This is a genomic window from Streptomyces rectiverticillatus (assembly GCF_013394065.1).
GTDB classification, from domain to species: domain Bacteria; phylum Actinomycetota; class Actinomycetes; order Streptomycetales; family Streptomycetaceae; genus Streptomyces; species Streptomyces rectiverticillatus.
The window spans coordinates 3,373,715-3,398,120 of the sequence record NZ_CP040752.1 but is presented as its reverse complement, the minus strand read 5'-3'; the positions used below and the strand labels follow the sequence as shown (position 1 = coordinate 3,398,120).

Here is a 24,406-nt window from a genome sequence, read left to right as displayed (position 1 = left end):
TTTCACATGAGTGCCTGCCGCGCCTTTCGACGCCCCGGACCACGCCGGCGTATCACCATGCCGACCATCCTCGCCGCCGCCGCGGCGCTGTCCCTGACCGCCTGCGGCTCGGGTGACAACCCCAAGAGCGGCGGCCAGACCCAGTTCGTGCAGGGCACGGGCGGCGTCAGCGTCGTCAGCGACAAGAGCGGGCGGCAGGATGCACCCGACCTCTCCGGCAAGACGCTGGACGGCAAGGCGCTCGACATCGCCGAGGACTACAAGGGCAAGATCGTCGTCCTTAACGTCTGGGGTTCGTGGTGCGCCCCGTGCCGGGCCGAGGCCAAGAACCTCGTCAACGTCGCCAACGACTACAAGGACAAGGGCGTGCAGTTCGTCGGGCTCAACACCCGCGACTCCGACCCCGCACCGGCGATCAAGTTCGAGAAGGAGTTCGAGGTCCCGTACCCGAGCCTCTACGACTCCGCCGGCAAGCTGCTGCTGCGCTTCCCCGCCGGCAGCCTCAACCCGCAGTCCATCCCCTCCACCGTCTTCATCGACCGCGACGGCAAGATCGCCGCACGCGCGATCAAGGCACTGACCGAGGACGAGCTGCGCAAGACGCTCGACCCGCTGGTCGCGGAGAAGTGACCCGGTGACCCCCACCGCCTCCGCCGCCGTCACCGTCGCCGTCGGCGAGATGAACCAGACCGTGCTCTCCGGGGCGCTGCTGCTGGCCCTGCCCGTCGCCCTGCTCGGTGGACTGGTCTCGTTCTTCTCGCCCTGCGTGCTGCCGCTCGTCCCGGGCTACCTGTCGTACGTGACGGGCGTCAGCGGAGCGGACCTGGCCGAGTCCCGCAAGGGGCGGATGATCGCCGGTTCCACCCTGTTCGTGCTCGGCTTCACCTTCGTCTTCGTCTCCATGGGCACCCTCTTCGGCTGGGTCGGCCGGGCGCTCCTGGTGCACCAGGAGACGATCACCAAGGTGATGGGGTGCCTCACGATCGCGATGGGCCTCGCCTTCATGGGGCTGCTCAGCCGATTCGGGCAGCGAGAATTCCGCTTCCACACCCGGCCCACGATGGGCCTGGTGGGGGCGCCGCTGCTGGGCGCGCTCTTCGGGCTCGGCTGGGCGCCGTGCATCGGCCCCACGCTCGCCTCCGTCCTCTCCCTCTCCTCGACCCAGGCCAGCGCCGGCCGCGGGGCGCTGCTGACCGTGGCCTACTGCCTCGGCCTCGGCCTGCCGTTCATCCTGACCGCGGTGGCCTTCCGGCGCGCGCTCGGCGCGTTCGGCTGGGTCAAGCGGCACTATGCATGGGTGATGCGCGCCGGCGGGCTGATGCTGGTCGCGGTCGGCGTGCTCCTCGTCACGGGGGTGTGGGACAGCCTCATCCGCGAACTGCAGACGTGGTCCAACTCCTTCGTCCCCGAGGTCTGATCAGATGGGCAACACGAACGGCTCCGCCGGCACCGACGGCCGGCCTCCCGGCTCCGGCGCCGCCACGGACATCCCGGCCGCCCGGGCCGCCTCGGCCACGGCCGAGGCCGAGCGCACGGCCGGGACCGGGAGCACGGCCGGGACCGAGGCCGACGCCGCAGGGATGGAGTCCGCGGGTTCCGCGATGTCGACGGCGCCCCGCGAGGACGCCGGCGCCGGCCAGGCCGTGCCCGGCTCCTTCGGCGGCGTCCGCAAGCCCGGCGTGCTCGGGGGAGCGGCCTGGTCCGCCCGTGAGGCGACCGGCTGGGCCCGCTGGTTCTGGCGGCAGCTGACCTCCATGCGGGTCGCCCTGATCCTGCTCTTCCTGCTCTCGCTGGCCACCGTCCCCGGCTCCCTCGTCCCGCAGACCAGCGTGGACGCGGTCAAGGCCGAGGCGTGGCGCACGAGCCACGAGACGCTCGGGCCGCTCTACGACAAGCTCGGCCTCTTCCACGTCTACAGCTCGGTGTGGTTCTCCGCGATCTACATCCTGCTGTTCACGTCCCTGGTCGGCTGCATCATCCCGCGCACCTGGCAGTTCGTCGGCCAGCTGCGCGGCCGCCCGCCGGCCGCCCCGCGCAACCTCAAGCGGCTGCCCGCCCACACCACGTGGCGCACGGACGCCGGGCCCGAGGAGGTCCTGGCCGCGGCCCGCAAGCTGCTGAAGAAGCGGCGCTTTCGCACCCAGGCGACGGGCGACGCGGTGGCCTCCGAGAAGGGCTACCTGCGCGAGGCCGGCAACCTCGTCTTCCACATCGCGCTGATCGTGCTGCTCGTGGCCTTCGCCTCCGGGCAGCTGTGGAAGTCCGAGGGCCAGAAGCTGATCGTCGAGGGCGACGGGTTCGCCAACACGCTCGTCCAGTACGACGACTTCAAGTCCGGCTCGCTCTTCGAGGCCGGCGACCTCAAGCCCTTCAGCTTCTACCTCGACAGCTTCGAGGCCAGCTACGAGCGCACCGGCCCGCAGCGCGGCACCCCGCGGACCTACGAGGCCCACGTCACCTACCACGAGGGCTCCGACGGCCCCGGGCGCAAGGCGACGATCAAGGTCAACGAGCCGCTGCAGACCTCCGGCTCCAAGGTCTACCTGATCGGCCACGGCTACGCCCCGGTCGTCACCGTCCGCGACGGGCAGGGAGACATCTCCTTCCGCGGCGGGATCCCCTCGCTGCCCATCGACAACAACATCACCGAGTCGACCGTCCTGAAGGTGGGCGACTACCGCACCAAGGACGGCAAGAAGGACCAGATCGGCTTCAAGGGCAACTTCGTGCCCACCCTGGACCTGAAGACCGGCACGATGCTGTCCCAGTTCCCCGACCTGGACAACCCGCGGCTCGTCCTGACCGCCTACCACGGCAGCCTGGGCACCGACGCCGGCACGCCGCAGAACGTCTACCAGCTCGACGTGTCCAAGATGAAGCAGTTCAAGGACAAGGACGGCAACCCCTTCGCGCAGGCCCTCAAGGTCGGCGACACCATGACGCTGCCCGACGGCGGCACCCTGAAGTTCGACGGCATCAAGCCCTGGGCCACCTTCCAGGTCTCCCAGCAGCCGGGCAACGCCACCGCCCTCGTCGGAGCGGTCGCCGCCCTCGTCGGCGTGGCGGGCTCCCTGTTCATCCAGCGCCGCCGCGTGTGGGTGCGGGCCGTCCGCGGAGCCGACGGGCACACCGTCGTCGAGGTGGCCGGCCTCGGCCGCAGCGAGTCCGCGAAACTTCCCGAGGAGCTCGCCGACCTCGCCGCCGACCTGCAGGCCGGCGCCCCGCCCGTGACCGCCACGGACGCCCCCGACCCCGCGGAGTCCGCCGAGTCCGCGGATTCCTCCGCAGCATCCGAAGGAGCGCGCGCGTGATCCCCATCGCTGCCGCAGCCAACGAGAACTTGGCCAACATCAGCAATGTGCTGATCTATTCGGCCATGGCCGTCTACACCCTGGCCTTCCTCGCCCACATCGCGGAGTGGGTGTTCGGCAGCCGCAGCGCCGTCGGCCGCACCGCCGCCGCGATCACCACCGAGGCGGCCGCCGCGGGCACCACGGCCGCCGCGAGCGCGCAGGGCGGCGGCACCGCCGTCCTGGAGCGCCCCAAGGTCGTCACCCGCTCCACCGCCGGCAGCCGCGACGTGCCCGACGGCCCGGGCGCCGCGGGCACCAGCGAGAAGGGCGACGTCTACGGCCGCATCGCCGTCTCGCTGACCGTGCTGTCCTTCCTGCTGCACGCCGGCTCGGTGCTCACCCGGGCGCTGTCCGTGGAGCGGGCGCCCTGGGGCAACATGTACGAGTTCTCCACGACCTTCGGCATGACGGTCGTCGGCGTCTACCTCGGCCTGCTGGCCTTCAAGAAGAACGTGCGCTGGCTCGGCCTGCCGCTGACCACCACGATCCTCCTGGACCTCGGCCTCGCCGTCTCCGTGCTCTACACCGAGAGCGACCAGCTCGTTCCGGCCCTGCACTCGTACTGGCTGTGGATCCACGTCTCCTGCGCGATCCTCTCCGGCGCGGCCCTGTGGGTCGGCGCCTGCTCGACCCTGCTCTACCTCTTCCGCGACGGCTACGAGGCCCGCCTGGTCGAGGGCCGCACCGGCGCCGGCCTGCGCAGCCACCTCGCCGAGCTGCCGCAGGGCCGCAAGTACGCCCGCCTGAAGGCCAAGCTCGCGCTGCGCACCGACAACCCCATGTCGCGCCTGCCCTCGGCCGCCACCCTCGACAAGCTGGCCTACCGCATCAACGCGACGGTCTTCCCGCTGTGGACCTTCACGATCGTCGCGGGCGCCATCTGGGCCGAGGCCGCCTGGGGCCGCTACTGGGGCTGGGACCCCAAGGAGGTCTGGTCCTTCATCACCTGGGTCGCCTACGCCTGCTACCTGCACGCCCGCGCGACCGCCGGCTGGAAGGGCCGCAAGGCCGCCTACATCGCGCTCGCCGCGTTCGGCTGCTACATCTTCAACTACTACGGCGTGAACATCTTCGTCACCGGCAAGCACTCCTACGCCGGCGTCTGAGCGGTCACCCGCATCCCGCACAGCAGCCCCCCGTACGGCCCGTTTCCCGCACTCTCCGGAGCGCGGGAGGCGGGCCGTGGTGGTAGAGCTGGACCCATGGAGATCCCCTCCCTCTACGGCAAGTCCGAGCCCCGGGGCGAGGACAGCCACCTGCTGCGCTACGAGCTGTCGCTCCCCTTCCCCCGGGCCGAGGTGTGGCTGGCCATCGCCACCCCGGAGGGCCTGCCGACCTGGCTGGCCGCGGCCGAGCCCTTCGAACAGCGTGAGGGCGGGGCCATCACCCTGCGCTGGCTGAACACGGACGCGGCCGGGCACTCCACGGTCGCCCCCGGCCGCGTCACCGCCTGGCAGCCGCAGCGGCTGGCCGAGTACACCGTCGACATCCACGGCCGGATCCGCTTCGAGCTGGAGGACGCCCCCGCCAGCGTCGGCGGCACCCTGCTGCACTTCACCAACGAGTTCACCGGCCCCGACACCGTCCGTCTGGACTGCCTGGCAGGCTGGCACCACCATTTCGAGTACCTGCTGGAGGCCCTGGCGGGCCGGCCCGCGGACTGGTCGGGGTGGACCCTCGACCGGTGGCGGAAGCTGCGCGCGGAGTACGAGCTGCGTGGCTCCGGCGACCCGGGCGAGCCGCCGGGCGGCGGCACCGGCTGACGCCCGCCCGGGCGCCTGCCGTACCCGGTCAGTTCGGTCGCCTGCGCCGGCTGCCCTTCTCCTGCTCCGGCGGCTGCTGGCGGGCGCCCGGCAGCGTGGGCTTGGGCAGGTGGGCGACCTTCCAGCGGGCCTCGTCGAGCTGCTCCTTGGTGTCCGCGGGCAGCCGCGGCGGCCGCGGGGCCTTGTCCGTGAAGCCGAAGGCCGAGGTCAGGTCGCCGAAGGTGCGGCGGCGCCAGGCGCTGATGTTCGGCTCCCGCACCCCCGTCCACACCTCCAGGAAGCGCAGCACCGAGGTGTGGTCGAAGGCGTCGCCCGCCACCCAGCCGCCCACCGTCCACGGCGAGACGATCAGGCACGGCACCCGGAAGCCGCCGCCGATCGGCAGCTTCCCCACGAACTCGTCCGCCGTGCCCTCCGGGGGGACCGGCGGCGGCACGTGGTCGAAGAGCCCGTCGTTCTCGTCGTAGTTCAGGATGAACGCCGTCTTCGCCCACACCTCGGGGTTGTCGGCGATCGCCTCGAGTTTCTTCGCCACGTAGTCCGCGCCGGCCGCCGGCAGGTAGCGCGGGTGCTCGGACTGCGCGGCGGTCGGGATGATCCAGGAGACGGCCGGCAGCCGGCCGTTGCGGGCGTCGTCCTCGAAGGTGCCCGCGGGCAGCCGGCGCATCCCCCGCTCGTACAGCGGATCGCCCGGCTTGGCGTCCTTGAACTGGGCGAACTGCTCCAGGAGGTTGCAGCCGTAGTTGTCCTCCTCCTGGTAGATACGCCAGCTGACGCCCGCCGCCTGCAGCCGCTCGGCGTAGGTGGTCCAGCGGTAGGGGGAGGGGGCCGTGTTGTTGATGACCGGGCCGCCGCGGGTGGCGCCGGGGTCGATGGTGCCCGTCATCCAGTAGAGCCGGTTGGGCCAGGTGGGGCCGAGGACCGAGCAGAAGTAGTTGTCGCAGAGGGTGAAGGTCTCCGCGAGGGCGAACTGGAAGGGGATGTCCTCGCGCGTGTGGTAGCCCATCACGTACGGGCCGTTCGCGCCGTCGGCCTTGCGGTGCGCCGGCATCCAGCGGTCCATCTTCCCGCCGTTCCACGCCTCGTGCTGGACGGCCCAGGCGTGGCTGGTGGACGGGATGGCCTGGGCGCTCGACTTCTGCGTGTCGAGCCGGAACGGCAGCAGGTAGCCGGCCGGGTTCTTCTCGTCCGGCTGGTGGAAGACGTCGCGGCCACTGGGCAGCTTGACGGCGTCGGGGTCGGCGAAGCCCCGTACGCCCTTGAGGGTGCCGAAGTAGTGGTCGAAGGACCGGTTCTCCTGCATGAGCAGGACCACGTGCTCGATGTCGCGCAACGAGCCGCGCCGGGCCGGTCCGGCGGCGACCGCCCGCCGCACGCTCGGCGGCAGCAGCGACAGTGCCGCGGCGCCGCCCACGGCACCCGCGGCGGAGCCGATGAGTCTGCGTCGGGTCATGTCGGGCATGGCGTGTGCCCCTCTCCCTGGAGTCGCGTGAGGCCTCAGTGTGGCCTGCCGGACTCTCCCGGCACGGGTGTGTCAAAGGCAGGAGAGGGTGCGTGAACGGGGTGCCAAATGGCCGTGAAGAGGGATGAGTTGATCTCTAGGGCGGCCTACGGCGGCCGGGATCGGCTTTTCTTATTACCCGATCGGGCGATGGGCGGCTACGCCGTACGGCGGGTGACTGCCGTGACACCGGGTGACGGCCGGTCGGGCGAATCGTCCGACCGGCCGTCAGCGTGCGGATCCGGGGGGAGCCGGGGGGAGCTGGGGGGAGGAAGAGGCTCAGGCCGCGGGCGGCGGGTCGCCCTGGTCACGCCGGAGCGACTTCAGGAACTCGGGGTTGTCGTCGGGCGCGACCCACTGCCGCTCACCGCCCCGCCCGTAGCCGCGCGGCCGGGCCGCGGCGCGCGGACGCCCCGCGATCAGCCAGGCGACCGGCCCGATCAGCACCTCGCCGAAGAGCAGGATGACGATCACCCAGGCGATCTTCGGCAGGCCGCGGACCTCTTTCTCCGGGGTGTTCAGGCAGTCCACGAAGGCGTAGATCCACAGCGCCAGGATCAGCAGGAACGGCAGATACCTGAGCATGTCGGACGGCTCCCCGGGGACGGCGGTACGGGCCGCTCGGCGGCCCCGATACCGGTCCAGCGTAGTGCGTGCTTGATACTGGAGCGCATGGCTTACGACGACCTTCGCTCGTTCCTCCGGGCGCTGGAGCGCGACGGCGACCTCAAGCGCATCAAGGCGGAAGTCGATCCGTACCTGGAAATCGGCGAGATCACCGACAGGGTGAACAAGGCGGGCGGCCCCGCGCTGCTCTTCGAGAACGTCAAGGGTGCGGACATGCCGCTCGCCATGAACGTCTTCGGGACCGACCGCCGGCTGCTCAAAGCGCTCGGCCTGACGTCCTACGACGAGATCAGCGACAAGATCGGCGGACTGCTCAAGCCCGAGCTGCCGCAGGGCTTCGTCGGCATCCGCGAGGCGTTCGGCAAGCTCGGCGCGATGACGCACGCGCCCCCGCGGAAGATCAAGGACGCTCCGGTGCAGGAGGTCGTCCTCACCGGCGACGACGTCGACCTCGACAAGCTGCCGGCGCTCTTCACCTGGCCCGAGGACGGCGGCTCCTTCTTCAACCTGGGTCTGACCCACACCAAGCACCCGGAGACGGGCGTGCGGAACCTGGGCCTGTACCGCTTGCAGCGCCACGACAAGCGCACCATCGGCATGCACTGGCAGATCCACAAGGACAGCCGCAACCACTACCAGGTCGCCGCCAAGCGGGGTGAGCGGCTGCCGGTCGCCATCGCCTTCGGCTGCCCGCCGGCCGTCACCTACGCCTCCACGGCGCCGCTGCCCGGCGACATCGACGAGTACCTCTTCGCCGGCTTCATCTCCGGCAAGCGCATCGAGATGGTCGACTGCAAGACCGTTCCGCTGCAGGTCCCGGCGAACGCCGAGGTCGTCATCGAGGGCTGGCTGGAGCCGGGCGAGATGCTCCCGGAGGGCCCCTTCGGCGACCACACCGGCTTCTACACGCCGCAGGAGCCGTTTCCCGCGCTGACGATCGACTGCGTGACGATGCGCAAGCGGCCGCTGCTGCAGTCCATCGTGGTCGGCCGCCCGCCGACGGAGGACGGGCCGCTGGGCCGGGCCACGGAGCGCTTCTTCCTGCCCCTGCTGAAGATCATCATTCCGGACATCGTGGACTACCACCTGCCGGAGTCCGGCGGCTTCCACAACTGCGCGATCGTCTCGATCGACAAGAAGTACCCCAAGCACGCGCAGAAGGTCATGCACGCGATCTGGGGCGCGCACATGATGTCGCTGACCAAGCTGATCATCGTGGTGGACGCGGACTGCGACGTGCACGACCTGCACGAGGTGTCCTGGCGGGCCCTCGGCAACACCGACTACGCCCGCGACCTGACGGTCGTCGAGGGCCCGGTCGACCACCTCGACCACGCCTCGTACCAGCAGTTCTGGGGCGGCAAGGCGGGCATCGACGCGACGGCGAAGTGGCCCGAGGAGGGCTACACGCGCGACGGGGGGTGGCCGCAGATGGTCGAGTCCGATCCGGAGACGGCGGCGAAGGTCGACCGCAGGTGGAAGGAGTACGGGCTGTGACGTCCGCTGCCGAGGGGGTCCTCAACCCGGGCCCGGCGCCGTCGAGCGGCAAGGTGAAGGCTTTCCTTCGCCTGGTGATGATCGAGCACTCGGTCTTCGCGCTGCCCTTCGCCTACATCGCCACCCTCACCGCGATGTTCCGCACCTACGGCAACGTCCACTGGACGCGGCTGCTGCTGGTCACCGTCGCGATGGTGGGCCTGCGCACCTTCGCGATGGCCTGCAACCGCATCATCGACCGCGAGATCGATGCCCGGAACCCGCGCACCGCGCACCGCGAGCTGGTCACCGGCGCGGTGTCCGTGCGCTCGGCGTGGACCGGCGCGGGGATCGCCGTCTTCTTCTTCCTGGGCGCGGCGGCCCTGCTGAACCCGCTGTGCCTGGCGCTGGCCCCGATCGCGGTCGTCCCGATGGTGGTCTATCCGTACGGGAAACGATTCACCGACTTCCCGCACGCGATCCTGGGCCTGGCCCAGGCGATGGGCCCGGTGGGCGCGTGGCTCGCGGTGACGGGGGAGTGGTCCTGGGAGGCGGTGGTCCTGGGCCTCGCGGTGGGCGTGTGGATCGGCGGCTTCGACCTGATCTTCGCCTGCCAGGACGTGATGGCGGACCGCGCGCACGGGGTGAAGTCGACGCCGGCCCGCTTCGGCGTCCCGGCGGCGCTGCACGGCGCGCGCGCGTGCCATGTGATCACCACGGGCCTGCTGGCCTGGTACGGGGCGATCACGGATGCGGGGGTGTTCTTCTGGGCGGGCCTGGCCGTCGTGGCCGGGGCGTTCCTCTACGAGCACACGATCGTCAAGCCGCACGACCTGTCCCGCCTGAACAGGGCATTTTTCACGGTCAACGGGTTCATCGGCATTGCGCTTTTCGTGTGCGCCCTGCTGGATCTGGTGGCGCGGGGGCTCGGCGTCTAGCCGGGGCCGCCTCGCGCGGGCGCTCCCGGGCCTGCGGCTAGGCTCGGGGGCGTGGAGCCGTACGAACGAGTAACGCAGCGCCCGGAGCGCCGGCCGTGGGTGGTCGGGGTGTCCGGGGCGTCCGGTACGCCGTACGCCGCCGCCGTGGTGCGGGGGCTGCTGGCGGCCGGGGAGGCCGTCGACCTGGTGGTGAGCCGGGCGTCGCGGCTGACGCTGCTGGACGAGACCGGGATCAAGTTCCGCGACGCGCACTGGCAGGACGACCTGCGCGAGTGGCTGGCGCTGGGGGCCGACGGGAAGCCGCACTTCGGGGAGGCCGTGCTCGACGGCGTCCGGTTCTGGCCCGCCGGGGATCTCGCCGCGGGGCCGTCGTCCGGCTCGTATCCGGCGAAGGGGATGCTGATCGTCCCGGCGAGCACGGCCTGTGTGGCCGGGGTGGCGCTGGGGTTGTCGAAGGACCTGCTGCAGCGGGTCGCGAGCGTGACGCTGAAGGAGCGGCGGCCGCTGGTCGTCGCCGTGCGGGAGACGCCGCTGAGCGGTCAGACGCTGCGGCAGCTGGTGGCGCTCGACGAGGCGGGCGCAGTGGTGCTGCCCGCCTCTCCGGCGTTCTACGCGGGTGCGACGCACATCCAGGATCTGGTGGACTTCGTCGCGGGGCGGGTGCTGGATGCGGCGGGTGTGCCGCACCGGCTGTACCGCCGGTGGAAGGGAGAGCTGGGTGGTGCGCGCTCCCCGGAGGGGGACTAGCGCTTCTTGGCGCGCGCGGCCCGGCTGATGCCGCGGGCGGCCTTGGCCTCGGCGCGGCGCTCGGCGGTCTGGTGGGCACGCGAGCGGTTGGCCAGGTCCTGCATCTCACGCATGCGGGCGTAGGCCATCTCGATCGTGTACACGGTTACGTCACTCCTGAAGGATCGTCGTTGATCTAGCGAGTTGAGCGAAGATTTGCGGGCTCCAAAGCCCCGCATGCCTTAGATTCTACATGAAACGCGGCGAGTTCGCCGATTATTGAAAGGTGCCAGGTTATGGACGCGGTGGACAGGCAGCTCATCCAGGCCCTCCGGGAGAACGGCCGGGCCTCGTACGCGGAGCTGGGCCGGCTCGTGGGCCTCTCCGGGCCGAGCGTCACCGACCGGATCAACCGCCTGGAGGCGGCCGGCGTCATCACGGGGTACCGCGCGACCGTCAACGCCGCGTCGCTCGGCCTCGGCGTCACCGCCCTGATCGGCCTGCAGCTGTCGGACAGCGCCGACCACGAGGACGTGGCGCGCCGGCTGCGCGACCTGGCCGAGATCGAGGACTGCTGGTTCATCGCGGGCGACGACTCGTACATGCTCAAGGTCCGCGTCGGCGACGTGGACGGCCTGGAGCGCACCATCCGCCGGCTCTCCGGCACCAAGGGCGTGGCCCGCACCCGCACCACGATCGTGCTGTCCACGAAGTGGGAGAACCGGGTCGGCGAACTTCCGGACGAGGCGTAGGGATACGCTCGGGAGAGTTGCGTAAAGCGGAAGTATCGGAGAGGCGGACGTCATGGACGCGGGGCTCAAGCGCGAGCTGGAGGAGAAGGTCCTCGCCGGGGAGCGGCTGACCCGTGAGGACGGCATCGCCCTCTACGAGTCCGACGACCTGGCCTGGCTGGGCGGGCTCGCCCACCACGTCCGCACGCAGAAGAACGGCGACGTCGTCCACTTCAACGTCAACCGTCATCTGAACATGACGAACGTGTGCACGGCGTCGTGCGCGTACTGCTCGTTCCAGCGCAAGCCGGGCGAGAAGGACGCGTACACGATGCGCATCGAGGAGGCCGTGCGCCTCGCCAAGGCGATGGAGAGCGAGAACCTCACCGAGCTGCACATCGTCAACGGCCTGCACCCGACGCTGCCCTGGCGCTACTACCCGCGCTCCCTGAAGGCCCTCAAGGAGGCGCTGCCGAACGTCTCGCTGAAGGCCTTCACCGCCACCGAGATCCAGCACTTCGAGAAGATCTCCGGCCTGCCCGCCGACGAGATCCTCGACGAGCTGATCGACGCCGGTCTGGAGTCGCTGACCGGCGGCGGCGCGGAGATCTTCGACTGGGAGGTCCGTCAGCACATCGTCGACCACGACACCCACTGGGAGGACTGGTCGCGCATCCACCGCCTGGCGCACTCCAAGGGCCTCAAGGGCCCGGCGACGATGCTCTACGGCCACATCGAGGAGCCGCGGCACCGCGTCGACCACGTCCTGCGGCTGCGCGAGCTGCAGGACGAGACCGGCGGCTTCCACGTCTTCATCCCGCTGCGCTACCAGCACGACTTCGTGGACATGAAGGACGGCAAGATCCGCAACCGCCTGCAGGCCCGCACCTCGATGGCGACGGGCGCCGAGGCGCTGAAGACCTTCGCGGTCTCGCGGCTGCTGTTCGACAACGTGCCGCACGTCAAGGTGTTCTGGGTGATGCACGGCGTGCAGACCGCGCAGCTCGCGCTGCAGCACGGTGCGGACGACATGGACGGCTCGGTCGTCGAGTACAAGATCACGCACGACGCGGACAACTACGGCACGCCCAACAAGCTGACCCGTGACGATCTGCTGGAGCTGATCCGCGAGGCGGGCTTCCGCCCGGTGGAGCGGAACACCCGCTACGAGATCATCCGCGAGTACCCGGGCCCGGACGCCTCGCTGCGCGAATCGCCGCAGCCGATGCGGGTCTGAGATCCACTTCGGGGCGTGCTGTACTGACTATGTTTGACTGAAACGTCCCCCCCTTCGGCCGTCGTCGAGAAGAAGGTCCGTCCGTGAGTAGCCAGAAGTACGCGTCGCTCCGCTACACCGCCCTGCGATTCGGCCTGCTCATCGGCTGCTTCGCCGTCGTCTACGTGCTCTGCTACGCGCACGTCATCCCGCTGGGCGTGGGCAGTTCGAACCTCATGTGGATGGTGCTGCTCTCGCTGATCCTGTCGGCGCCGCTGAGCTGGGTGCTGCTGCGCAAGCAGCGCGACGCGATGTCCGTGCAGATCGTCGGGCGCGTGGACCGGGCGAAGGAGCGCATCAACTCCAACGCCGCTCAGGAGGACGGGGCGTGACCGACGAGGTGTAACCCTCGTCACGTTTGCCCGATTTTCGCCGGTGCCCCGGCGTGGAGCTTCCCGCTCCACGCCGGGGCATTCGGCGTTTTCCGGGGCCGCAGGCATCCCGCGCACCCAAAGAAGACCTTTGAGCTCCTCAAAGTCCGAGTGTTAACGTATTGGACATGAAGACAGCAGCAGCGCTCCAGTTCCCCACGGGCCCCGTGCTCGTGGCGCGCCTGCACGTCGATCTTTGCCGCTGTGTCTCCGCGGCCTGTTGTCGCCGCTGACGCCATGTCCACCGCGGCCGGAGATCCTGCGCAAACGGATTTCCCCGGCGCCTCACGCCCTTTTTCTTCCGTCTGTAACCGGAGCTTCCGTTGTCATCGACACCCCCGTCCCCCACGGCGTCCCTGCGCGGGCGCATACCCAACGTCCCGTTCTGGGCCCAGATCCTGCTCGGTCTCGTCCTCGGCGCCCTGCTCGGCTGGGCCGCCAAGAGCGGTGACATCTCCTGGCTCTCCACCACGCTGGGCAAGATCGGCGACATCTTCGTCCAGCTGCTGATGCTGGTCATCGCGCCGCTGGTGTTCTTCGCGATCCTGGTGTCGATCACCAACCTGCGGAACGTCTCCAACGCCGCCCGCCTGGCCACCCGCACCCTGATGTGGTTCATGATCACGTCGCTGATCGCGGTCGTCATCGGCCTGGGCATCGGCCTGCTCACGGACCCGGGCGCGGGCACCGGGCTGACCGCCGCCGACGGCGCCGAGCCCAAGAAGCACGGCTCCTGGATCGACTTCCTCACCGGGATCGTCCCGACCGACATCGTCACGCCCTTCACCGAGCTCAAGGTCCTGCAGATCGTCTTCATGGCCGTGGTCGTGGGCGTCGCGATCCTGAAGGTCGGCGAGAAGGCGCAGCCGGTCCTCACCCTCAGCCACTCCGTGCTGGAGCTGCTGCAGAAGGCCCTGTGGTGGGTCATCAAGCTCGCCCCGCTGGGCACGCTCGGCCTGGTCGGCACGGCCATCTCCACGTACGGCTGGAACCTGCTCAGCAAGTACGCGACGTTCACCGCGGACATCTACGTGGGCTGCGCCATCGTGATGTTCGGTGTCTACCCGCTGCTGCTGGCCGGTGTCGCCAAGGTCAACCCGCTGCAGTTCTTCAAGGGCGCCTGGCCGGCCATCCAGCTGGCCTTCGTCTCCCGCTCCTCGGTCGGCACGATGCCGCTGACGCAGAAGGTCACCGAGCGGCTCGGCGTGCCCAAGGAGTACGCGTCCTTCGCGGTGCCCTTCGGCTCGACGACCAAGATGGACGGCTGCGCCTCGATCTACCCGGCCATCGCCGCGATCTTCGTCGCGCAGGTCTTCGACGTGCCGCTGGAGGTCAAGGACTACATCCTGATCGCCTTCGTCTCGGTGATCGGCTCGGCCGCGACCGCCGGCCTGACCGGCGCCACGGTGATGCTGACCCTGACGCTGTCGACGCTGGGCCTGCCGATGGCGGGCGTGGGCCTGCTGCTGGCGATAGACCCGATCGTGGACATGATGCGTACCGCCACCAATGTCGCCGGCCAGTCGGTCGTCCCGATCCTGGTGGCCTCCCGGGAGGGGATCCTGGACCGCGCCGCGTACGCGACGGCCGACGGTTCCCGCCTGGAGGACGGCGGGTCCCGCGTGGACGCGCAGCCCCAGCCCGTGGCGGCCTGACGGGTCCGGTCCGTGGCCGCCTGACGGGATCTTGACTGACTCGTCCGTAGGGAGTGGACCGAACGGCCCTACCCCGCATCCCTCCACCCCGTAACATTACCTGCCGGTAACGTGACGGGGGCGGAGGGATGTTTGTCGTGAATACTGCACAGACCGACGTACTTCAGGCCCAGGGGAAGCCGAAGGCCAGGACGAAGCGCATGCCGCGGGAGGTGCGCGAGCGCCAGATGCTGGACGCCGCCGTGGCCGTGTTCGCGCGCCGCGGGTACCGGGCCGCGTCGATGGACGAGATAGCCGAGCTGGCCGGGGCGTCCAAGCCCCTGGTCTACCTCTACCTGCACTCGAAGGAAGACCTCTTCAGCGCCTGCATCCGGCGCGAGGCGGAGGCGCTCATCGCGGCCGTCCAGGCGTCGGTGGACCCCGGCGCCCCGGCCGACCGGCGGCTGTGGAACGGGCTGCGCGGGTTCTTCGCGCACACCGCCGCCAACCCCGACGGCTGGGCGGTGCTGCACTGCCAGGCGCGCACCCACGGGGAGCCGTTCGCGCTGGAGGTCGCCGCCCTGCGGCAGCGGCTCGTGGACGTCGTCACCCGGCTGATCACGGAGACGGCCGAGGCCGGCGGCTGCACCGAGCCGCTGCCCGAGGTCGAGGTCGCGGGCCTCGCCCACGCCCTGGTGGGCGCGGCCGAGTCGCTCGCCGGGTGGTCCAACGGGCGCGACGGCGACGGCGAAGGCTCCGGCTCCTGCGAGCGGCAGACGGCGGAGACGCTCATGAACTTCGCCTGGACGGGGCTGGAGAACCTGAGGAACGGGCGGCGCTGGGCGCTCGCCCGGTCCTGACGTCAGCGGAGTCCGGGTGCGGGGCCGGCGGCCCGCTCGGCGCTGCACGCCCTTGCGGCGGCGCGCGCTGAGCACGCCGGCCCCGCACCCGGCGAGGCGACCCGGGGGCGCCCGGACACCGGCTGAAAACGGGCGGGCGGCGGGTGGCCGTAAGGACCGGCGGCGGTCTGGAGGAAGTGGCTCCCGAGGCGTAGATTGCCGCCATTTACCGCCCAGTAGGGAGCCGCACGTGTCCGTACCGCACAGCGTCGCCCCACCCCGTGTCACCTTCGTCGAGGGAGTCGTCCGCGAGGCCTCCCTCCCACCGCTCGTCCCGCCCGTCTCCCGCGGGTCCCTCGGCGACCTGCCCTTCGACAATGCCGCCGAGGCCCCCGCCGACCCCGTCCTCAGCCGCAAGCAGCCCGACGGCACCTGGCGCGACGTCAGCGCCGCCACCTTCGCCGCCGAGGTGCTCGCCACCGCCAAGGGCCTGATCGCCCACGGGCTGCGGCCCGGCGACCGGCTCGCCATCATGGCCCGCACCCGCTACGAGTGGACGCTCCTGGACTTCGCCGCCTGGGCCGCCGGGCTGGTCACCGTCCCCGTCTACCCCACCTCCTCCGCCGCGCAGGTCCGCTGGATCCTGCACGACTCCGGGGCCGCCGCCTGCGTCGTCGAGGGGCCGGAGCAGACGCGGCTGGTGGAGGCCGAGCGCGGCGCCCTCCCGGGCCTCGCCCACCTGTGGGAGTTCGACGCGGGCGCCGTCGCCCGGCTGACGGCCGCGGGCCGCGGCCTGCCCGGCACGGCCGTCACCGAGGCCCGTGCCACCCGCGGCCCCGACGACATCGCCACCCTCGTCTACACCTCGGGCACCACGGGCCGTCCCAAGGGCTGTGTCCTCACCCACGCCAACTTCTTCACCGAAGTCGACAATTCCACCGAGCTGCTGCACCCCCTCTTCAAGGCCGCGAGCAAGGTGCCCGCCGCCACGCTCCTCTTCCTCCCCCTCTCGCACGTCTTCGGCCGGACCGTCGCCGTCGGCTGCATGCGCGCCCGCGTCCGCGTGGGCCACGCCCCCTCCCTGCGCACCGAGGACCTGCTCGCGGACCTCGCCGGCTTCCGGCCCACCTTCCTGCTCGTGATCCCCTACGTGCTGGAGAAGGTCTACAACACCGGCCGCGCGACCGCCGAGAAGCTGGGCCGCGCCGCCGCCTTCGACCGCGCCGCCCGTGTCGCCCGGCGCTGGGGGGAGGCGGAGCAGGCCCGCCGGCACGGCACCGGCCCGGGTCCCGGCCCGGCGCTGCGCGCGGCCCGCGCCCTGTACGACCCGCTGGTCTACCGCCGGATCCGCGGCGCCCTGGGCGGGGAGGTGCGCTACGTGCTCAGCGGCGGCTCCCCGCTCGGCGAGCGCCTCGCGGCCTTCTGCACGGGCGCGGGCATCGAGGTGCTCGAGGGCTACGGCCTCACCGAGACCACGGCCGCCGCCACCGTCACCCCGCCGCACCGCCCCCGCCTCGGCACGGTCGGCTGGCCGCTGCCCGGCGGTGCCGTGCGGATCGCGGAGGACGGCGAGGTCCTGCTGCGCGGCGGGCACGTCTTCGCCGGGTACTGGGACGGCGAGCTGGGGAAGGCGGTGCCCGCGGCGCCGGGGGAGTGGTTCCCCACCGGGGACCTGGGCGCGCTCGACGCGGACGGCTACCTCACCATCACCGGCCGCAAGAAGGAGCTGCTCGTCACCTCCGGCGGCAAGAACGTCGCCCCCGCGCCGCTGGAGGACCGGCTGCGCGCGCACCCCCTGGTCGGCCAGTGCATGGCCGTCGGCGACAACCGCCCCTACATCACGGCCCTCCTCACCCTGGAGGCCGACGGCGTCGCCCACTGGTGCCGCATGCACGGCAAGGAGGGCCTGCCGCCGCAGGAGCTGGTGCGGGACGGCGAGCTCCTCGCCGAGCTGCAGACGGCGGTGGACGACGCGAACGCCCTGGTCTCGCGGGCGGAGTCGATACGGCGCTTCGCCGTCCTGCCCGTGGACTTCACGGAGGAGGCCGGCCACCTCACGCCGTCCATGAAGCTCAAGCGGGAGGTCATCGCCCGGGACTTCGCGGAGGAGGTGGAGCGGCTGTACGAGCGCTGAACCGGGGCCCGGTCCAGCGCTCGGCGCGCATCAGCAGTTGCCCGCCGCGGACCTGCCGGCGAACCGGTCGGCGAGCCAGTTCGCCGCCGGGACGGACTCCGCGATCACGCCGACGACGTGCTCGGCCAGCGGCACCGGCTTCCACTGCACGGAGGCCCTCTTCGTGCACCAGGCGGCGCGCAGCTGCTGCGCGCCCGCGTAGGGGATGAGCTCGTCGAGGGTGCCGTGGTAGAGGTAGACGGGCCGGTCGGGGGCGCGGGTGCCGAGGTCGGAGGAGTGCAGCACGCGCTGCCAGTCCGCCTCGTGCAGCGGGTTCCTGACCGTCACGTCGGAGATCCGCTTGAACAGGCCCGCGACGGCGTCGGCGGCCACGCAGTGCTTCTTGAGGAAGTCGACGTACCGCCGGCCCTGGTCGTTGAGGTAGGAGTCGAGGCGCAGCTCGGGGAAGGCCGCGTTCTGCCCGATCGCGCCCATGAGGACCAGGCCGCCGCCGATGCCGCCGTCGTTGTACTCGGCGACCTTGACGAGGTCGGCGGGGACGCCGCCCGCGGCCGTGCCCTTGAGGTTCAGCTCGGGGGCGTACGACGCGTGCAGCTCGGCGGCCCAGCCGGCGGCCTGGCCGCCCTGCGAGTAGCCCATGACGCCGACCGGCGAGCCCTCGGCCAGCCCGGCCTCCGGCAGCCGCAGGGCGGCGCGGGCCGCGTCGAGGACGGCGTGGCCCTCGGCCCGGCCGACGGTGTACGTGTGGTCGCCGGGCGTCCCGAGGCCCTCGTAGTCGGTGACGGCCACCGCCCAGCCGCGCAGCGTGAGCTGCTGGATCAGGTTCGCCTCCACCGTCGTCCCGTACGGGAAGCCGGCCGACGGGGCGCAGTGGTCGGCGAGCCCGATCGTCCCCACGGCGTATGTCACGAGCGGGCGCGGCCCCTTTCTGCCGTCCTGGGGGACGATCACCGTCCCGGAGACGACGTTGGGGGCGCCCTTGGCCGTGGTGGAGCGGTAGGTGACGTGCCAGGCCTTGGTGCCGGTGGGCTGGCCGGGCAGCGGGTGGAAGGAGGTCGGCGCGGAGGTGACGATGTCACCCGGCCCGGCGGCGGGCGCGGGTCCGGCGGCGCCGGCCGTGCCCGCGAGGCCCAGTGAGACGGCCAGTGCGGCGACGGCGGCCCAGGCCTTCGTACGCAGGTGCCTACGCAAGTGCATGCGGCTCTCCCGACAGTGCGGTGGTCAATGGTCACTCATGTCTCGACGCGGATCCCCTCCGCGAAACTCCCCTGTGACGGTGGGAGTCGGGGAGACCGTAGTGACTGACGGGTAGGAAAGAAGCTGACCGGAAAGCTCAGCTTTGCTGACCGCGTTCGCGCCCGCCGAGGAGCCGGTACGCCCCCGGGGTGGTGCCCGTCCAGCGGCGGAAGGCGCGGTGGAAGGCCGTGTCCTGCGAGAAGCCCAGCCGCGCCGCGAGCTCCGCGATCGGCTCCCGCCCCTCCGCCAGCCCGGCCACCGCCGCCTCCCGCAGCACCTGCTCGCGCAGCCGCCGGTAGGACGTGCCCTCCTCCTGCAGCCGCCGCCGCAGCGTCGCCGGGCTGACCGCGAGCCGCGCGGCGAGCTGCGCCACCTCCGGCAGCCGGGCCGCCCGGCGCTGCGGGGCCGCCTCCCGCAGCGCCCGCGCCAGGGCGTGCCGCACCTGCTCGGCGACCGTCGTGCCGTACTCGCGGCGGCTGAGCAGCCCGGCGGGCGCGCGCCGCAGCAGCTCCGCCAGGCCGGCCTCGTCCCGGACGACGGGCGCGGCCAGCCAGCGCGGGTCGAACCCGGCGCGGGTGCGCGGCGCGCCGCAGCGGACCGGGCAGCCGAACAGCAGGCCGTACTCGCCCGCGTACGGCGGCGCCGGGTGTGCGAACTCCGCCCAGCGCAGGGGGATCCGGCGGCCGATCAGCCAGCTCGCCACGCGGTGCCAGACCAGCACCAGGCACTCGGCGACGAAGGGGGCCTCGGCGAGCGCCCGCAGATCGGAGCGCACGGCGAACGCGGCGTCGGGGCCGGTGCTTTCGACGGCGAGGTCGGGGCCGCCGGGGAAGAGGCCGTAGAAGCGGGTGGCGCGGCGCAGGGCCGTGCCGAGGTCGGGGCAGCCGATGCTGGCGTGGCACATCATCGCGAACGTGCCGGGCCGGCTGGGCTGGTGCCCCAGGCCCAGGAACTCGTCGCGGGTGGCCTGCCGGACGGCGGTGACCAGGCGGGCGAACTGCTCGGGTGACACGCGCGCGTGCGCGTCGCCGAGGAGCAGCGGGGGGATGCGGGCGCTCTGCAGGAGCGGCACGGTGTCGATGCCGAGTCGCCGGGGGCCCGTGAGGGTGGCGCGTACGTGATGCACGGTGATCGTGCGACTCGTCATGCGATGACGGTAACTCCGTTGAGCGCCGGGGTCAGTGGGGCCGGCTGTTCGGGTCACCTTCGGGATTCTTGACGGAGATTTCAAGTCCGGCGATCCGTGATCGCCGAACGCTATGTGATCGAAATCAATGCATTGCGCGACAGAAAGTGAAAGAAAATGGTCAACAAGAAGTCGCTAAGGGAGGGTTAACCATCGGCGACGGGTGGGGGAAAGGCAGGAGCCCCGCCCCTCCGCCGAAGCGGGGGAGCAGGGCTCCTTGGGTACAGCGCGTCGACCGCGATCGGCCGAGCCGTCGCACCGGAAGGATCCGAGGATCAGACCGGGGTGACGTTCTCCGCCTGCGGGCCCTTCGGGCCCTGCGTGACGTCAAAGTTGACCTGCTGGTTCTCCTCGAGGGAGCGGAAGCCAGAGGCGTTGATCGCGGAGTAGTGGACGAAGACGTCGGGGCCCCCGCCGTCCTGGGCGATGAAGCCAAAGCCCTTTTCAGCGTTGAACCACTTCACGGTTCCGGTAGCCATAAAGCCCTCCTTGGGCCCAAAGGGTTGCCCTGCTCCAGAACCTGCGAGAAGTCTGAAAACTACAAAAGCCTGCGGGTCACATGCTCCGCAGGCTCTGTACTGCAAGGGAAACCAAACTGCAACTTGCGGCGAGCCTAGCACGCGAGGGTTCTCACGCGGAAGGAGTTGAAGATCACGCTGTCGGATGGTTTTCCCGGTGTTCCTGACGGAAAAGATCCCCAGTCGGGCACCGCCCGGGCGTACCCCGCCCCCGCCGTCCCGGCCGCCCGGGGCTAGCCTCCGGATGTGGACATTTCTGCCTCGGCCGTAGAGACCGACCCCGAAGCCGGCACCCCCCAGCGCAGCCGTCCGCGCGTGGGTCACATCCAGTTCCTGAACTGCCTGCCCCTCTACTGGGGCCTCGCGCGCACCGGCACCCTGCTGGACCTGGACCTGACCAAGGACACCCCGGAGAAGCTCAGCCGGCAGCTGATCGAGGGCGAGCTGGACATCGCCCCGGTCACCCTCGTCGAGTTCCTGCGCAACGCCGGTGACCTGGTCGCCCTGCGTGACATCGCCGTGGGCTGCGACGGTCCGGTCATGTCCTGTGTGATCGTCTCGCAGGTCCCCCTGGACCGGCTGGACGGCGCCCGCGTCGCGCTGGGCTCCACCTCCCGCACCTCCGTGCGCCTGGCGCAGCTGCTGCTGGCCGAGCGGTACGGCGTGCAGCCGGACTACTACACCTGCCCGCCGGACCTGGGCCTGATGATGCGCGAGGCGGACGCTGCGGTGCTGATCGGGGACGCCGCCCTGCGGGCCTCCCTGCACGACGCCCCGCGGCTGGGCCTGGAGGTCCACGACCTCGGGCAGATGTGGAAGGACTGGACGGGGCTGCCGTTCGTCTTCGCGGTGTGGGCCGTGCGCCGGGACTACCTGGCCCGCGAGCCGCACATTGTCTCCGAGGTCCACAAGGCCTTCCTGGCCTCCCGGGACGTCTCCCTGGAGGAGGTGGCGAAGGTGGCCGAGCAGGCGGCGCGCTGGGAGGCCTTCGACGCCGGGCTGCTGGAGCGCTACTTCACGACGCTGGACTTCCGCTTCGGCCCGGACCAGCTCGCGGGCGTCACCGAGTTCGCCCGCCGCACGGGCCCGACGACGGGCTTCCCGGCCGACGTGCGGGTGGAACTGCTGGAGCCCTGACCCCCCGGAGGGGATCAGGGCTCCCGGAACAAGCAGTCAGCCTGGAGGCTACGGGGCGACGGGGCCCACCATGTGCTCACTGATCCACTGCATGCTGCCTGCGTTCATGCCCTCGATGTAGGTCTTGGCGTTGTGCCGACCGCCCTCGATCTTCTGCAGGCGCGTGTGGATCGGGCCCTTGTTGCCGTAGGTCGCGATGAACTTGTCCACGTGCGGGATGACGCTGGCCTCCTTCGTCCCGTACTGGAACGCGAGGTAGACGTCGGTCCCGGGCTTGTTCGCGGCGATCAGGTTCTTCGCGAGGACCTCGGGGTTGTTCTCGGCCTTCTCCTTCTCGTGGCCCTTCCACAGCGGGGAGTCCGGGACGATGTCCGGGCCGGAGGCGATCACGGCCTTGAACTTGTCCGGGTGCTTCAGGACGGCCTTCAGGCCCGAGAAGGCGCCGGAGGAGGAACCCATGAACGCCCAGCCGTCGCGCGACTTCACCGTGCGGAAGTTGGCCTTCACCAGGTCCGGGACGTCCTCGGTCAGCCAGGTGCCCATCTTCGGCTGGCCCGGGATGTCACTGCCGTCCCAGTAGAGGCCGCCGTCGTCCGGCTTCGGGTTGAGGACCGGCATCGCCAGGATGAACGGCTTGCCCTTGCCCTCGTTGTACCACTTGGTGACCGACGACTCGAGGTGCAGGCCTCCGTCGTCCATCCAGTAGTTGTTCGGGAAGCCGGGGCCGCCGGGGAGCGCGATGAGGACCGGGAAGCCGTGGTCCTTGAACTTCGGGTCGTTGTACGCCTTGGGCGCCCAGACCCACACCTTGCCCTTGAAGCCGGACTTCTTGCCGTCCAGGGTCGTCACGGCGACCTGGGTGCCGTCCGACAAGGTGCTGGTGTTCTTGAACTCGGCCTTGGGGCCCGTCGGCATCAGGACCTTGGAGTCCGCCTTCTGCGGGCCGTTCGCACCGCCGGCCTGGCCGCCGGCGGGCTCGTCCTGGCCGAAGCTGACCGGCTTGCCCTTGTCCGAGAACGGCCCGAACTTGAAGTAGTTCATGATGCCGGCGGTTATCAGGCCGACCACGGCTATGGACGCCACGATGATCGTCCATCGTTTGGCGCGGGATGCGCGGCGGTGGCCCTGGGACTGATAGGCCCCGTTCGGTGAGTACGTCATCGCGTCGCTCCGGACGTTGCTGCTGCCCCGAAGGACATGACGGTTTGTTCCGTCCTGGTGGATGGGGAAACCGCCCTGGGGGGTTCCTGGGACACCCCGTGAATTGAGTCATAGGCCGAAAACCGGGGCCCCAGGGCCCCCGCCGGGGGAGGCGAAAGGCCCGATGGAACCCTTGTTGCCGGAGGATCCGCAGGTCATCGGTGCGTACCGGTTGCTGGGCCGGCTCGGGGCCGGCGGCATGGGCCGGGTGTACCTGGGTCGCAGTGCCGGCGGCCGGACCGTCGCGGTCAAGGCCGTTCATCCCCATTTTGCCCTGGATGAGCAGTTTCGCGCACGCTTCCGGCGCGAGGTCGAGGCCGCGCGCAGCGTGGGCGGGGCGTGGACGGCTCCCGTGCTGGACGCGGACCCGGAGGCGGCGGTGCCCTGGGTGGCGACCGGCTACGTGGCCGGCCCGTCCCTCACCGAGGCCGTCCTGGCCGGCGGCCCCCAGCCCGAGCGGACGGTGCGGGCCCTCGGCGCGGGGCTCGCGGAGGCCCTGGCGGCCGTCCACGCGCTCGGCCTCGTGCACCGCGACGTCAAGCCGTCCAACGTGCTGCTCACTCTCGACGGGCCCCGGCTGATCGACTTCGGCATCGCCAGGGCCACGGACGGCACGGCGTCGCTGACGGCCACGGGCGTCTCGGTCGGCTCGCCCGGCTACATGGCCCCGGAACAGATCCTCGGCCACGGGGTGACGGGGGCGGCGGACGTCTTCTCCCTGGGGGCCGTGCTCGCCTACGCGGCCACGGGCGAGCCGCCTTTCGCCGGGGACGGCGCGGCGGTGCTGCTCTACAAGGTCGTCCACGAGGCACCGGTCCTCGGCCCGGGCCTCACCGGGGACCTGCGCTCCCTGACCGGTGAATGCCTGGCCAAGGATCCGGCGGCCCGCCCGGCCCCGGAGGAGGTCGCCCGCCGGCTGGCCCCGGACGGCGCCGGTGCCCTGGTGGGGGCGGGCTGGCTGCCCGGGCCCGTGGTGGAGCGCGTGAGCCGGCGGGCGGTGGAGCTGCTGGACCTGGAAGGGGGAGCGCCCACGGCCCTCGACGCGGGCCCGCTCCGGGCGGCCGCAGCCCCGCTCCCCACCGGTGCCGCCCCGCTCCCCACCGGTGCCGCCTTGTCTCCGGTGGACGCCGTGCCGCTCCCGTGGGGTGCGGGGCCGCCGCCCGCGACGGAGGCCGCGGAGCCCGCCCGGAGCGCCGGTGACGGACGGCGCAGAACGAGGGCCGTGCTCGCCGCGGTCGGTGCGCTCCTGGTCGTCGCGGCCGTCGCCGCGATTCTCGGCTTCGGCCTCCTGCAGGGCGGGGGCGGTGGCAAGGGCGGTGCCGGCGGCACCACGGGCACCGGGGGCGGCCGGGCGAAGTCCGTACCCGAGCAGTTCCTCGGGACCTGGACCGGCCAGGTCGTCCAGAGCGACGGCACCCCCAACGGCACCATGACGGCCGTCATCGCCGACGGTGCCCTCGGCGCCTATGTCGTCCGCACCACCTACTCCGCGCTCAACGTCCTGGAGTGCCGCAGCAAGGGCAAGCTGCTCACCGCCGTCCCCACCCGGCTCACCCTGGAGGAGGCCACCGACGGCACGCCGTCGCTCGGGTGCACGGGCGAGACCGCGCGGATCACGTTCTCCCTGGCCGCCGACGGCAAGCTCATGTACACGTCCGAGGACACCAAGGGCGGCAGCCCCCATGCAACCCTCACCCGCCGGGACGGATGAGGGCTGGCGTAGGCTGACGGTCGTGTCAAACCCCCTCCGAAGGGACGCC

Annotated in this window: 23 protein-coding genes; 16 read left to right on the top strand and 7 right to left on the bottom strand. The window is 71.3% G+C overall.

The genetic code is table 11. The features are described 5' to 3' along the window. Positions 1 to 6: 6 nt before the first annotated feature. The 5 genes from FGW37_RS14610 (at position 7) to FGW37_RS14590 (ending at position 5,116) form a co-directional block, all read left to right on the top strand. On the top strand, positions 7 to 630 hold the full coding sequence (locus FGW37_RS14610; protein ID WP_179081454.1) for a TlpA family protein disulfide reductase: 624 nt from the start codon (positions 7 to 9) through the stop codon (positions 628 to 630). A gap of 49 nt (positions 631 to 679) precedes the next feature. Then, positions 680 to 1,417, top strand: coding sequence for a cytochrome c biogenesis CcdA family protein (locus FGW37_RS14605; RefSeq protein WP_179084701.1), 738 nt, complete (start codon positions 680 to 682; stop codon positions 1,415 to 1,417). A 4-nt stretch (positions 1,418 to 1,421) separates the two neighbouring features. Continuing rightward, positions 1,422 to 3,311, top strand: coding sequence for a cytochrome c biogenesis protein ResB (resB, locus tag FGW37_RS14600; protein ID WP_179081453.1), 1,890 nt, complete (start codon positions 1,422 to 1,424; stop codon positions 3,309 to 3,311). After that, entirely contained in the window at positions 3,311 to 4,459 is a 1,149-nt protein-coding gene (gene ccsB, locus FGW37_RS14595; RefSeq protein ID WP_179084700.1) for a c-type cytochrome biogenesis protein CcsB, read from the top strand. The genes resB and ccsB overlap by 1 nt, the downstream gene beginning before the upstream one ends. A 96-nt stretch (positions 4,460 to 4,555) precedes the next feature. Beyond that, positions 4,556 to 5,116, top strand: coding sequence for an SRPBCC domain-containing protein (locus tag FGW37_RS14590; RefSeq protein ID WP_179081452.1), 561 nt, complete (start codon positions 4,556 to 4,558; stop codon positions 5,114 to 5,116). 28 nt (positions 5,117 to 5,144) lie between these two features. On the opposite strand, the gene FGW37_RS14585 is transcribed toward FGW37_RS14590, so the two are convergent. Both FGW37_RS14585 and FGW37_RS14580 read right to left on the bottom strand, forming a co-directional pair. Further along, positions 5,145 to 6,578: a phosphocholine-specific phospholipase C gene (locus FGW37_RS14585; protein ID WP_179081451.1), complete on the bottom strand. Its 1,434-nt coding sequence runs from the start codon at positions 6,576 to 6,578 to the stop codon at positions 5,145 to 5,147. A 318-nt stretch (positions 6,579 to 6,896) separates the two neighbouring features. Next, positions 6,897 to 7,202 (bottom strand): PLD nuclease N-terminal domain-containing protein, encoded by a 306-nt coding sequence (locus FGW37_RS14580; RefSeq protein ID WP_179081450.1) that lies wholly within the window; start codon positions 7,200 to 7,202, stop codon positions 6,897 to 6,899. A gap of 87 nt (positions 7,203 to 7,289) precedes the next feature. Here FGW37_RS14580 and FGW37_RS14575 point away from each other — a divergent pair, with 87 nt between their 5' ends. Genes FGW37_RS14575 through FGW37_RS14565 form a run of 3 tightly spaced genes read left to right on the top strand, consistent with a single transcriptional unit; the run spans position 7,290 to position 10,405 of the window. After that, complete coding sequence (locus tag FGW37_RS14575; protein WP_179081449.1) at positions 7,290 to 8,741, top strand: menaquinone biosynthesis decarboxylase; 1,452 nt, start codon at positions 7,290 to 7,292, stop codon at positions 8,739 to 8,741. After that, the gene (gene mqnP / locus FGW37_RS14570) at positions 8,738 to 9,658 is read left to right on the top strand and encodes a menaquinone biosynthesis prenyltransferase MqnP (protein WP_179081448.1); all 921 of its coding nucleotides are present in this window, start codon (positions 8,738 to 8,740) and stop codon (positions 9,656 to 9,658) included. Before FGW37_RS14575 ends, mqnP begins: the two co-directional genes overlap by 4 nt. 51 nt (positions 9,659 to 9,709) lie before the next feature. After that, positions 9,710 to 10,405 carry a UbiX family flavin prenyltransferase gene (locus tag FGW37_RS14565; RefSeq protein WP_179081447.1) on the top strand — a complete coding sequence of 232 codons (696 nt, stop codon included), beginning with the start codon at positions 9,710 to 9,712 and terminating at the stop codon, positions 10,403 to 10,405. Here the strand turns inward: FGW37_RS14565 and FGW37_RS14560 are convergent. After that, the gene (locus FGW37_RS14560; RefSeq protein ID WP_179079114.1) at positions 10,402 to 10,548 is read right to left on the bottom strand and encodes a hypothetical protein; all 147 of its coding nucleotides are present in this window, start codon (positions 10,546 to 10,548) and stop codon (positions 10,402 to 10,404) included. The two genes, FGW37_RS14565 and FGW37_RS14560, sit on opposite strands and share 4 nt — an antisense overlap. Before the next feature lie 132 nt (positions 10,549 to 10,680). Here FGW37_RS14560 and FGW37_RS14555 point away from each other — a divergent pair, with 132 nt between their 5' ends. From FGW37_RS14555 to FGW37_RS14530, 6 genes are all read left to right on the top strand, one after another. Further along, positions 10,681 to 11,136 carry an Lrp/AsnC family transcriptional regulator gene (locus FGW37_RS14555; RefSeq protein ID WP_179081446.1) on the top strand — a complete coding sequence of 152 codons (456 nt, stop codon included), beginning with the start codon at positions 10,681 to 10,683 and terminating at the stop codon, positions 11,134 to 11,136. A 52-nt stretch (positions 11,137 to 11,188) separates the two neighbouring features. Beyond that, entirely contained in the window at positions 11,189 to 12,352 is a 1,164-nt protein-coding gene (mqnE, locus tag FGW37_RS14550; protein WP_179081445.1) for an aminofutalosine synthase MqnE, read from the top strand. Between the two features lie 83 nt (positions 12,353 to 12,435). Then, positions 12,436 to 12,723 carry a DUF4229 domain-containing protein gene (locus FGW37_RS14545; protein ID WP_179081444.1) on the top strand — a complete coding sequence of 96 codons (288 nt, stop codon included), beginning with the start codon at positions 12,436 to 12,438 and terminating at the stop codon, positions 12,721 to 12,723. 362 nt (positions 12,724 to 13,085) lie between these two features. Further along, positions 13,086 to 14,417: a dicarboxylate/amino acid:cation symporter gene (locus FGW37_RS14540; RefSeq protein ID WP_179081443.1), complete on the top strand. Its 1,332-nt coding sequence runs from the start codon at positions 13,086 to 13,088 to the stop codon at positions 14,415 to 14,417. Positions 14,418 to 14,617: 200 nt separating this feature from the next. Further along, complete coding sequence (locus tag FGW37_RS14535) at positions 14,618 to 15,256, top strand: TetR/AcrR family transcriptional regulator (protein ID WP_179084699.1); 639 nt, start codon at positions 14,618 to 14,620, stop codon at positions 15,254 to 15,256. Positions 15,257 to 15,485: 229 nt separating this feature from the next. Further along, positions 15,486 to 17,369 (top strand): AMP-dependent synthetase/ligase, encoded by a 1,884-nt coding sequence (locus FGW37_RS14530; protein WP_179081442.1) that lies wholly within the window; start codon positions 15,486 to 15,488, stop codon positions 17,367 to 17,369. 30 nt (positions 17,370 to 17,399) lie between these two features. Here the strand turns inward: FGW37_RS14530 and FGW37_RS14525 are convergent, their stop codons facing one another. The 3 genes from FGW37_RS14525 to FGW37_RS14515 all read right to left on the bottom strand — a co-directional run bounded on the left by FGW37_RS14525 (position 17,400) and on the right by FGW37_RS14515 (position 20,270). Continuing rightward, positions 17,400 to 18,566 (bottom strand): lipase family protein, encoded by a 1,167-nt coding sequence (locus FGW37_RS14525; protein ID WP_179081441.1) that lies wholly within the window; start codon positions 18,564 to 18,566, stop codon positions 17,400 to 17,402. 136 nt (positions 18,567 to 18,702) lie between these two features. Next, a complete protein-coding gene (locus FGW37_RS14520; RefSeq protein ID WP_179081440.1) occupies positions 18,703 to 19,752 on the bottom strand; it encodes an AraC family transcriptional regulator in 1,050 nt (349 codons plus the stop codon). A gap of 314 nt (positions 19,753 to 20,066) precedes the next feature. After that, positions 20,067 to 20,270: a cold-shock protein gene (locus FGW37_RS14515; RefSeq protein ID WP_003984261.1), complete on the bottom strand. Its 204-nt coding sequence runs from the start codon at positions 20,268 to 20,270 to the stop codon at positions 20,067 to 20,069. 285 nt (positions 20,271 to 20,555) lie between these two features. On the opposite strand from FGW37_RS14515, the gene FGW37_RS14510 reads away from it, so the two are divergent. Continuing rightward, positions 20,556 to 21,446: a menaquinone biosynthetic enzyme MqnA/MqnD family protein gene (locus tag FGW37_RS14510; RefSeq protein ID WP_179081439.1), complete on the top strand. Its 891-nt coding sequence runs from the start codon at positions 20,556 to 20,558 to the stop codon at positions 21,444 to 21,446. A 48-nt stretch (positions 21,447 to 21,494) separates the two neighbouring features. On the opposite strand, the gene FGW37_RS14505 is transcribed toward FGW37_RS14510, so the two are convergent. Then, complete coding sequence (locus FGW37_RS14505; protein WP_179081438.1) at positions 21,495 to 22,607, bottom strand: alpha/beta hydrolase; 1,113 nt, start codon at positions 22,605 to 22,607, stop codon at positions 21,495 to 21,497. A gap of 163 nt (positions 22,608 to 22,770) precedes the next feature. On the opposite strand from FGW37_RS14505, the gene FGW37_RS14500 reads away from it, so the two are divergent. Next, a complete protein-coding gene (locus FGW37_RS14500; protein WP_179081437.1) occupies positions 22,771 to 24,357 on the top strand; it encodes a protein kinase domain-containing protein in 1,587 nt (528 codons plus the stop codon). The last annotated feature ends 49 nt before the right edge of the window (positions 24,358 to 24,406 follow it).

Excerpts from the sequence above, each read along its gene's own strand:
- FGW37_RS14505 (WP_179081438.1), bottom strand. The coding sequence starts at position 22,607 with ATGACGTACTCACCGAACGGGGCCTATCAGTCCCAGGGCCACCGCCGC.
- FGW37_RS14585 (WP_179081451.1), bottom strand. The coding sequence starts at position 6,578 with ATGCCCGACATGACCCGACGCAGACTCATCGGCTCCGCCGCGGGTGCC.
- FGW37_RS14520 (WP_179081440.1), bottom strand. The coding sequence starts at position 19,752 with ATGACGAGTCGCACGATCACCGTGCATCACGTACGCGCCACCCTCACG.
- FGW37_RS14555 (WP_179081446.1), top strand. The coding sequence starts at position 10,681 with ATGGACGCGGTGGACAGGCAGCTCATCCAGGCCCTCCGGGAGAACGGC.
- FGW37_RS14605 (WP_179084701.1), top strand. The coding sequence starts at position 680 with ATGAACCAGACCGTGCTCTCCGGGGCGCTGCTGCTGGCCCTGCCCGTC.
- FGW37_RS14575 (WP_179081449.1), top strand. The coding sequence starts at position 7,290 with ATGGCTTACGACGACCTTCGCTCGTTCCTCCGGGCGCTGGAGCGCGAC.
- FGW37_RS14590 (WP_179081452.1), top strand. The coding sequence starts at position 4,556 with ATGGAGATCCCCTCCCTCTACGGCAAGTCCGAGCCCCGGGGCGAGGAC.
- FGW37_RS14580 (WP_179081450.1), bottom strand. The coding sequence starts at position 7,202 with ATGCTCAGGTATCTGCCGTTCCTGCTGATCCTGGCGCTGTGGATCTAC.
- FGW37_RS14515 (WP_003984261.1), bottom strand. The coding sequence starts at position 20,270 with ATGGCTACCGGAACCGTGAAGTGGTTCAACGCTGAAAAGGGCTTTGGC.
- FGW37_RS14500 (WP_179081437.1), top strand. The coding sequence starts at position 22,771 with ATGGAACCCTTGTTGCCGGAGGATCCGCAGGTCATCGGTGCGTACCGG.
- resB (WP_179081453.1), top strand. The coding sequence starts at position 1,422 with ATGGGCAACACGAACGGCTCCGCCGGCACCGACGGCCGGCCTCCCGGC.
- mqnE (WP_179081445.1), top strand. The coding sequence starts at position 11,189 with ATGGACGCGGGGCTCAAGCGCGAGCTGGAGGAGAAGGTCCTCGCCGGG.
- FGW37_RS14535 (WP_179084699.1), top strand. The coding sequence starts at position 14,618 with ATGCCGCGGGAGGTGCGCGAGCGCCAGATGCTGGACGCCGCCGTGGCC.
- FGW37_RS14610 (WP_179081454.1), top strand. The coding sequence starts at position 7 with ATGAGTGCCTGCCGCGCCTTTCGACGCCCCGGACCACGCCGGCGTATC.
- FGW37_RS14525 (WP_179081441.1), bottom strand. The coding sequence starts at position 18,566 with ATGCACTTGCGTAGGCACCTGCGTACGAAGGCCTGGGCCGCCGTCGCC.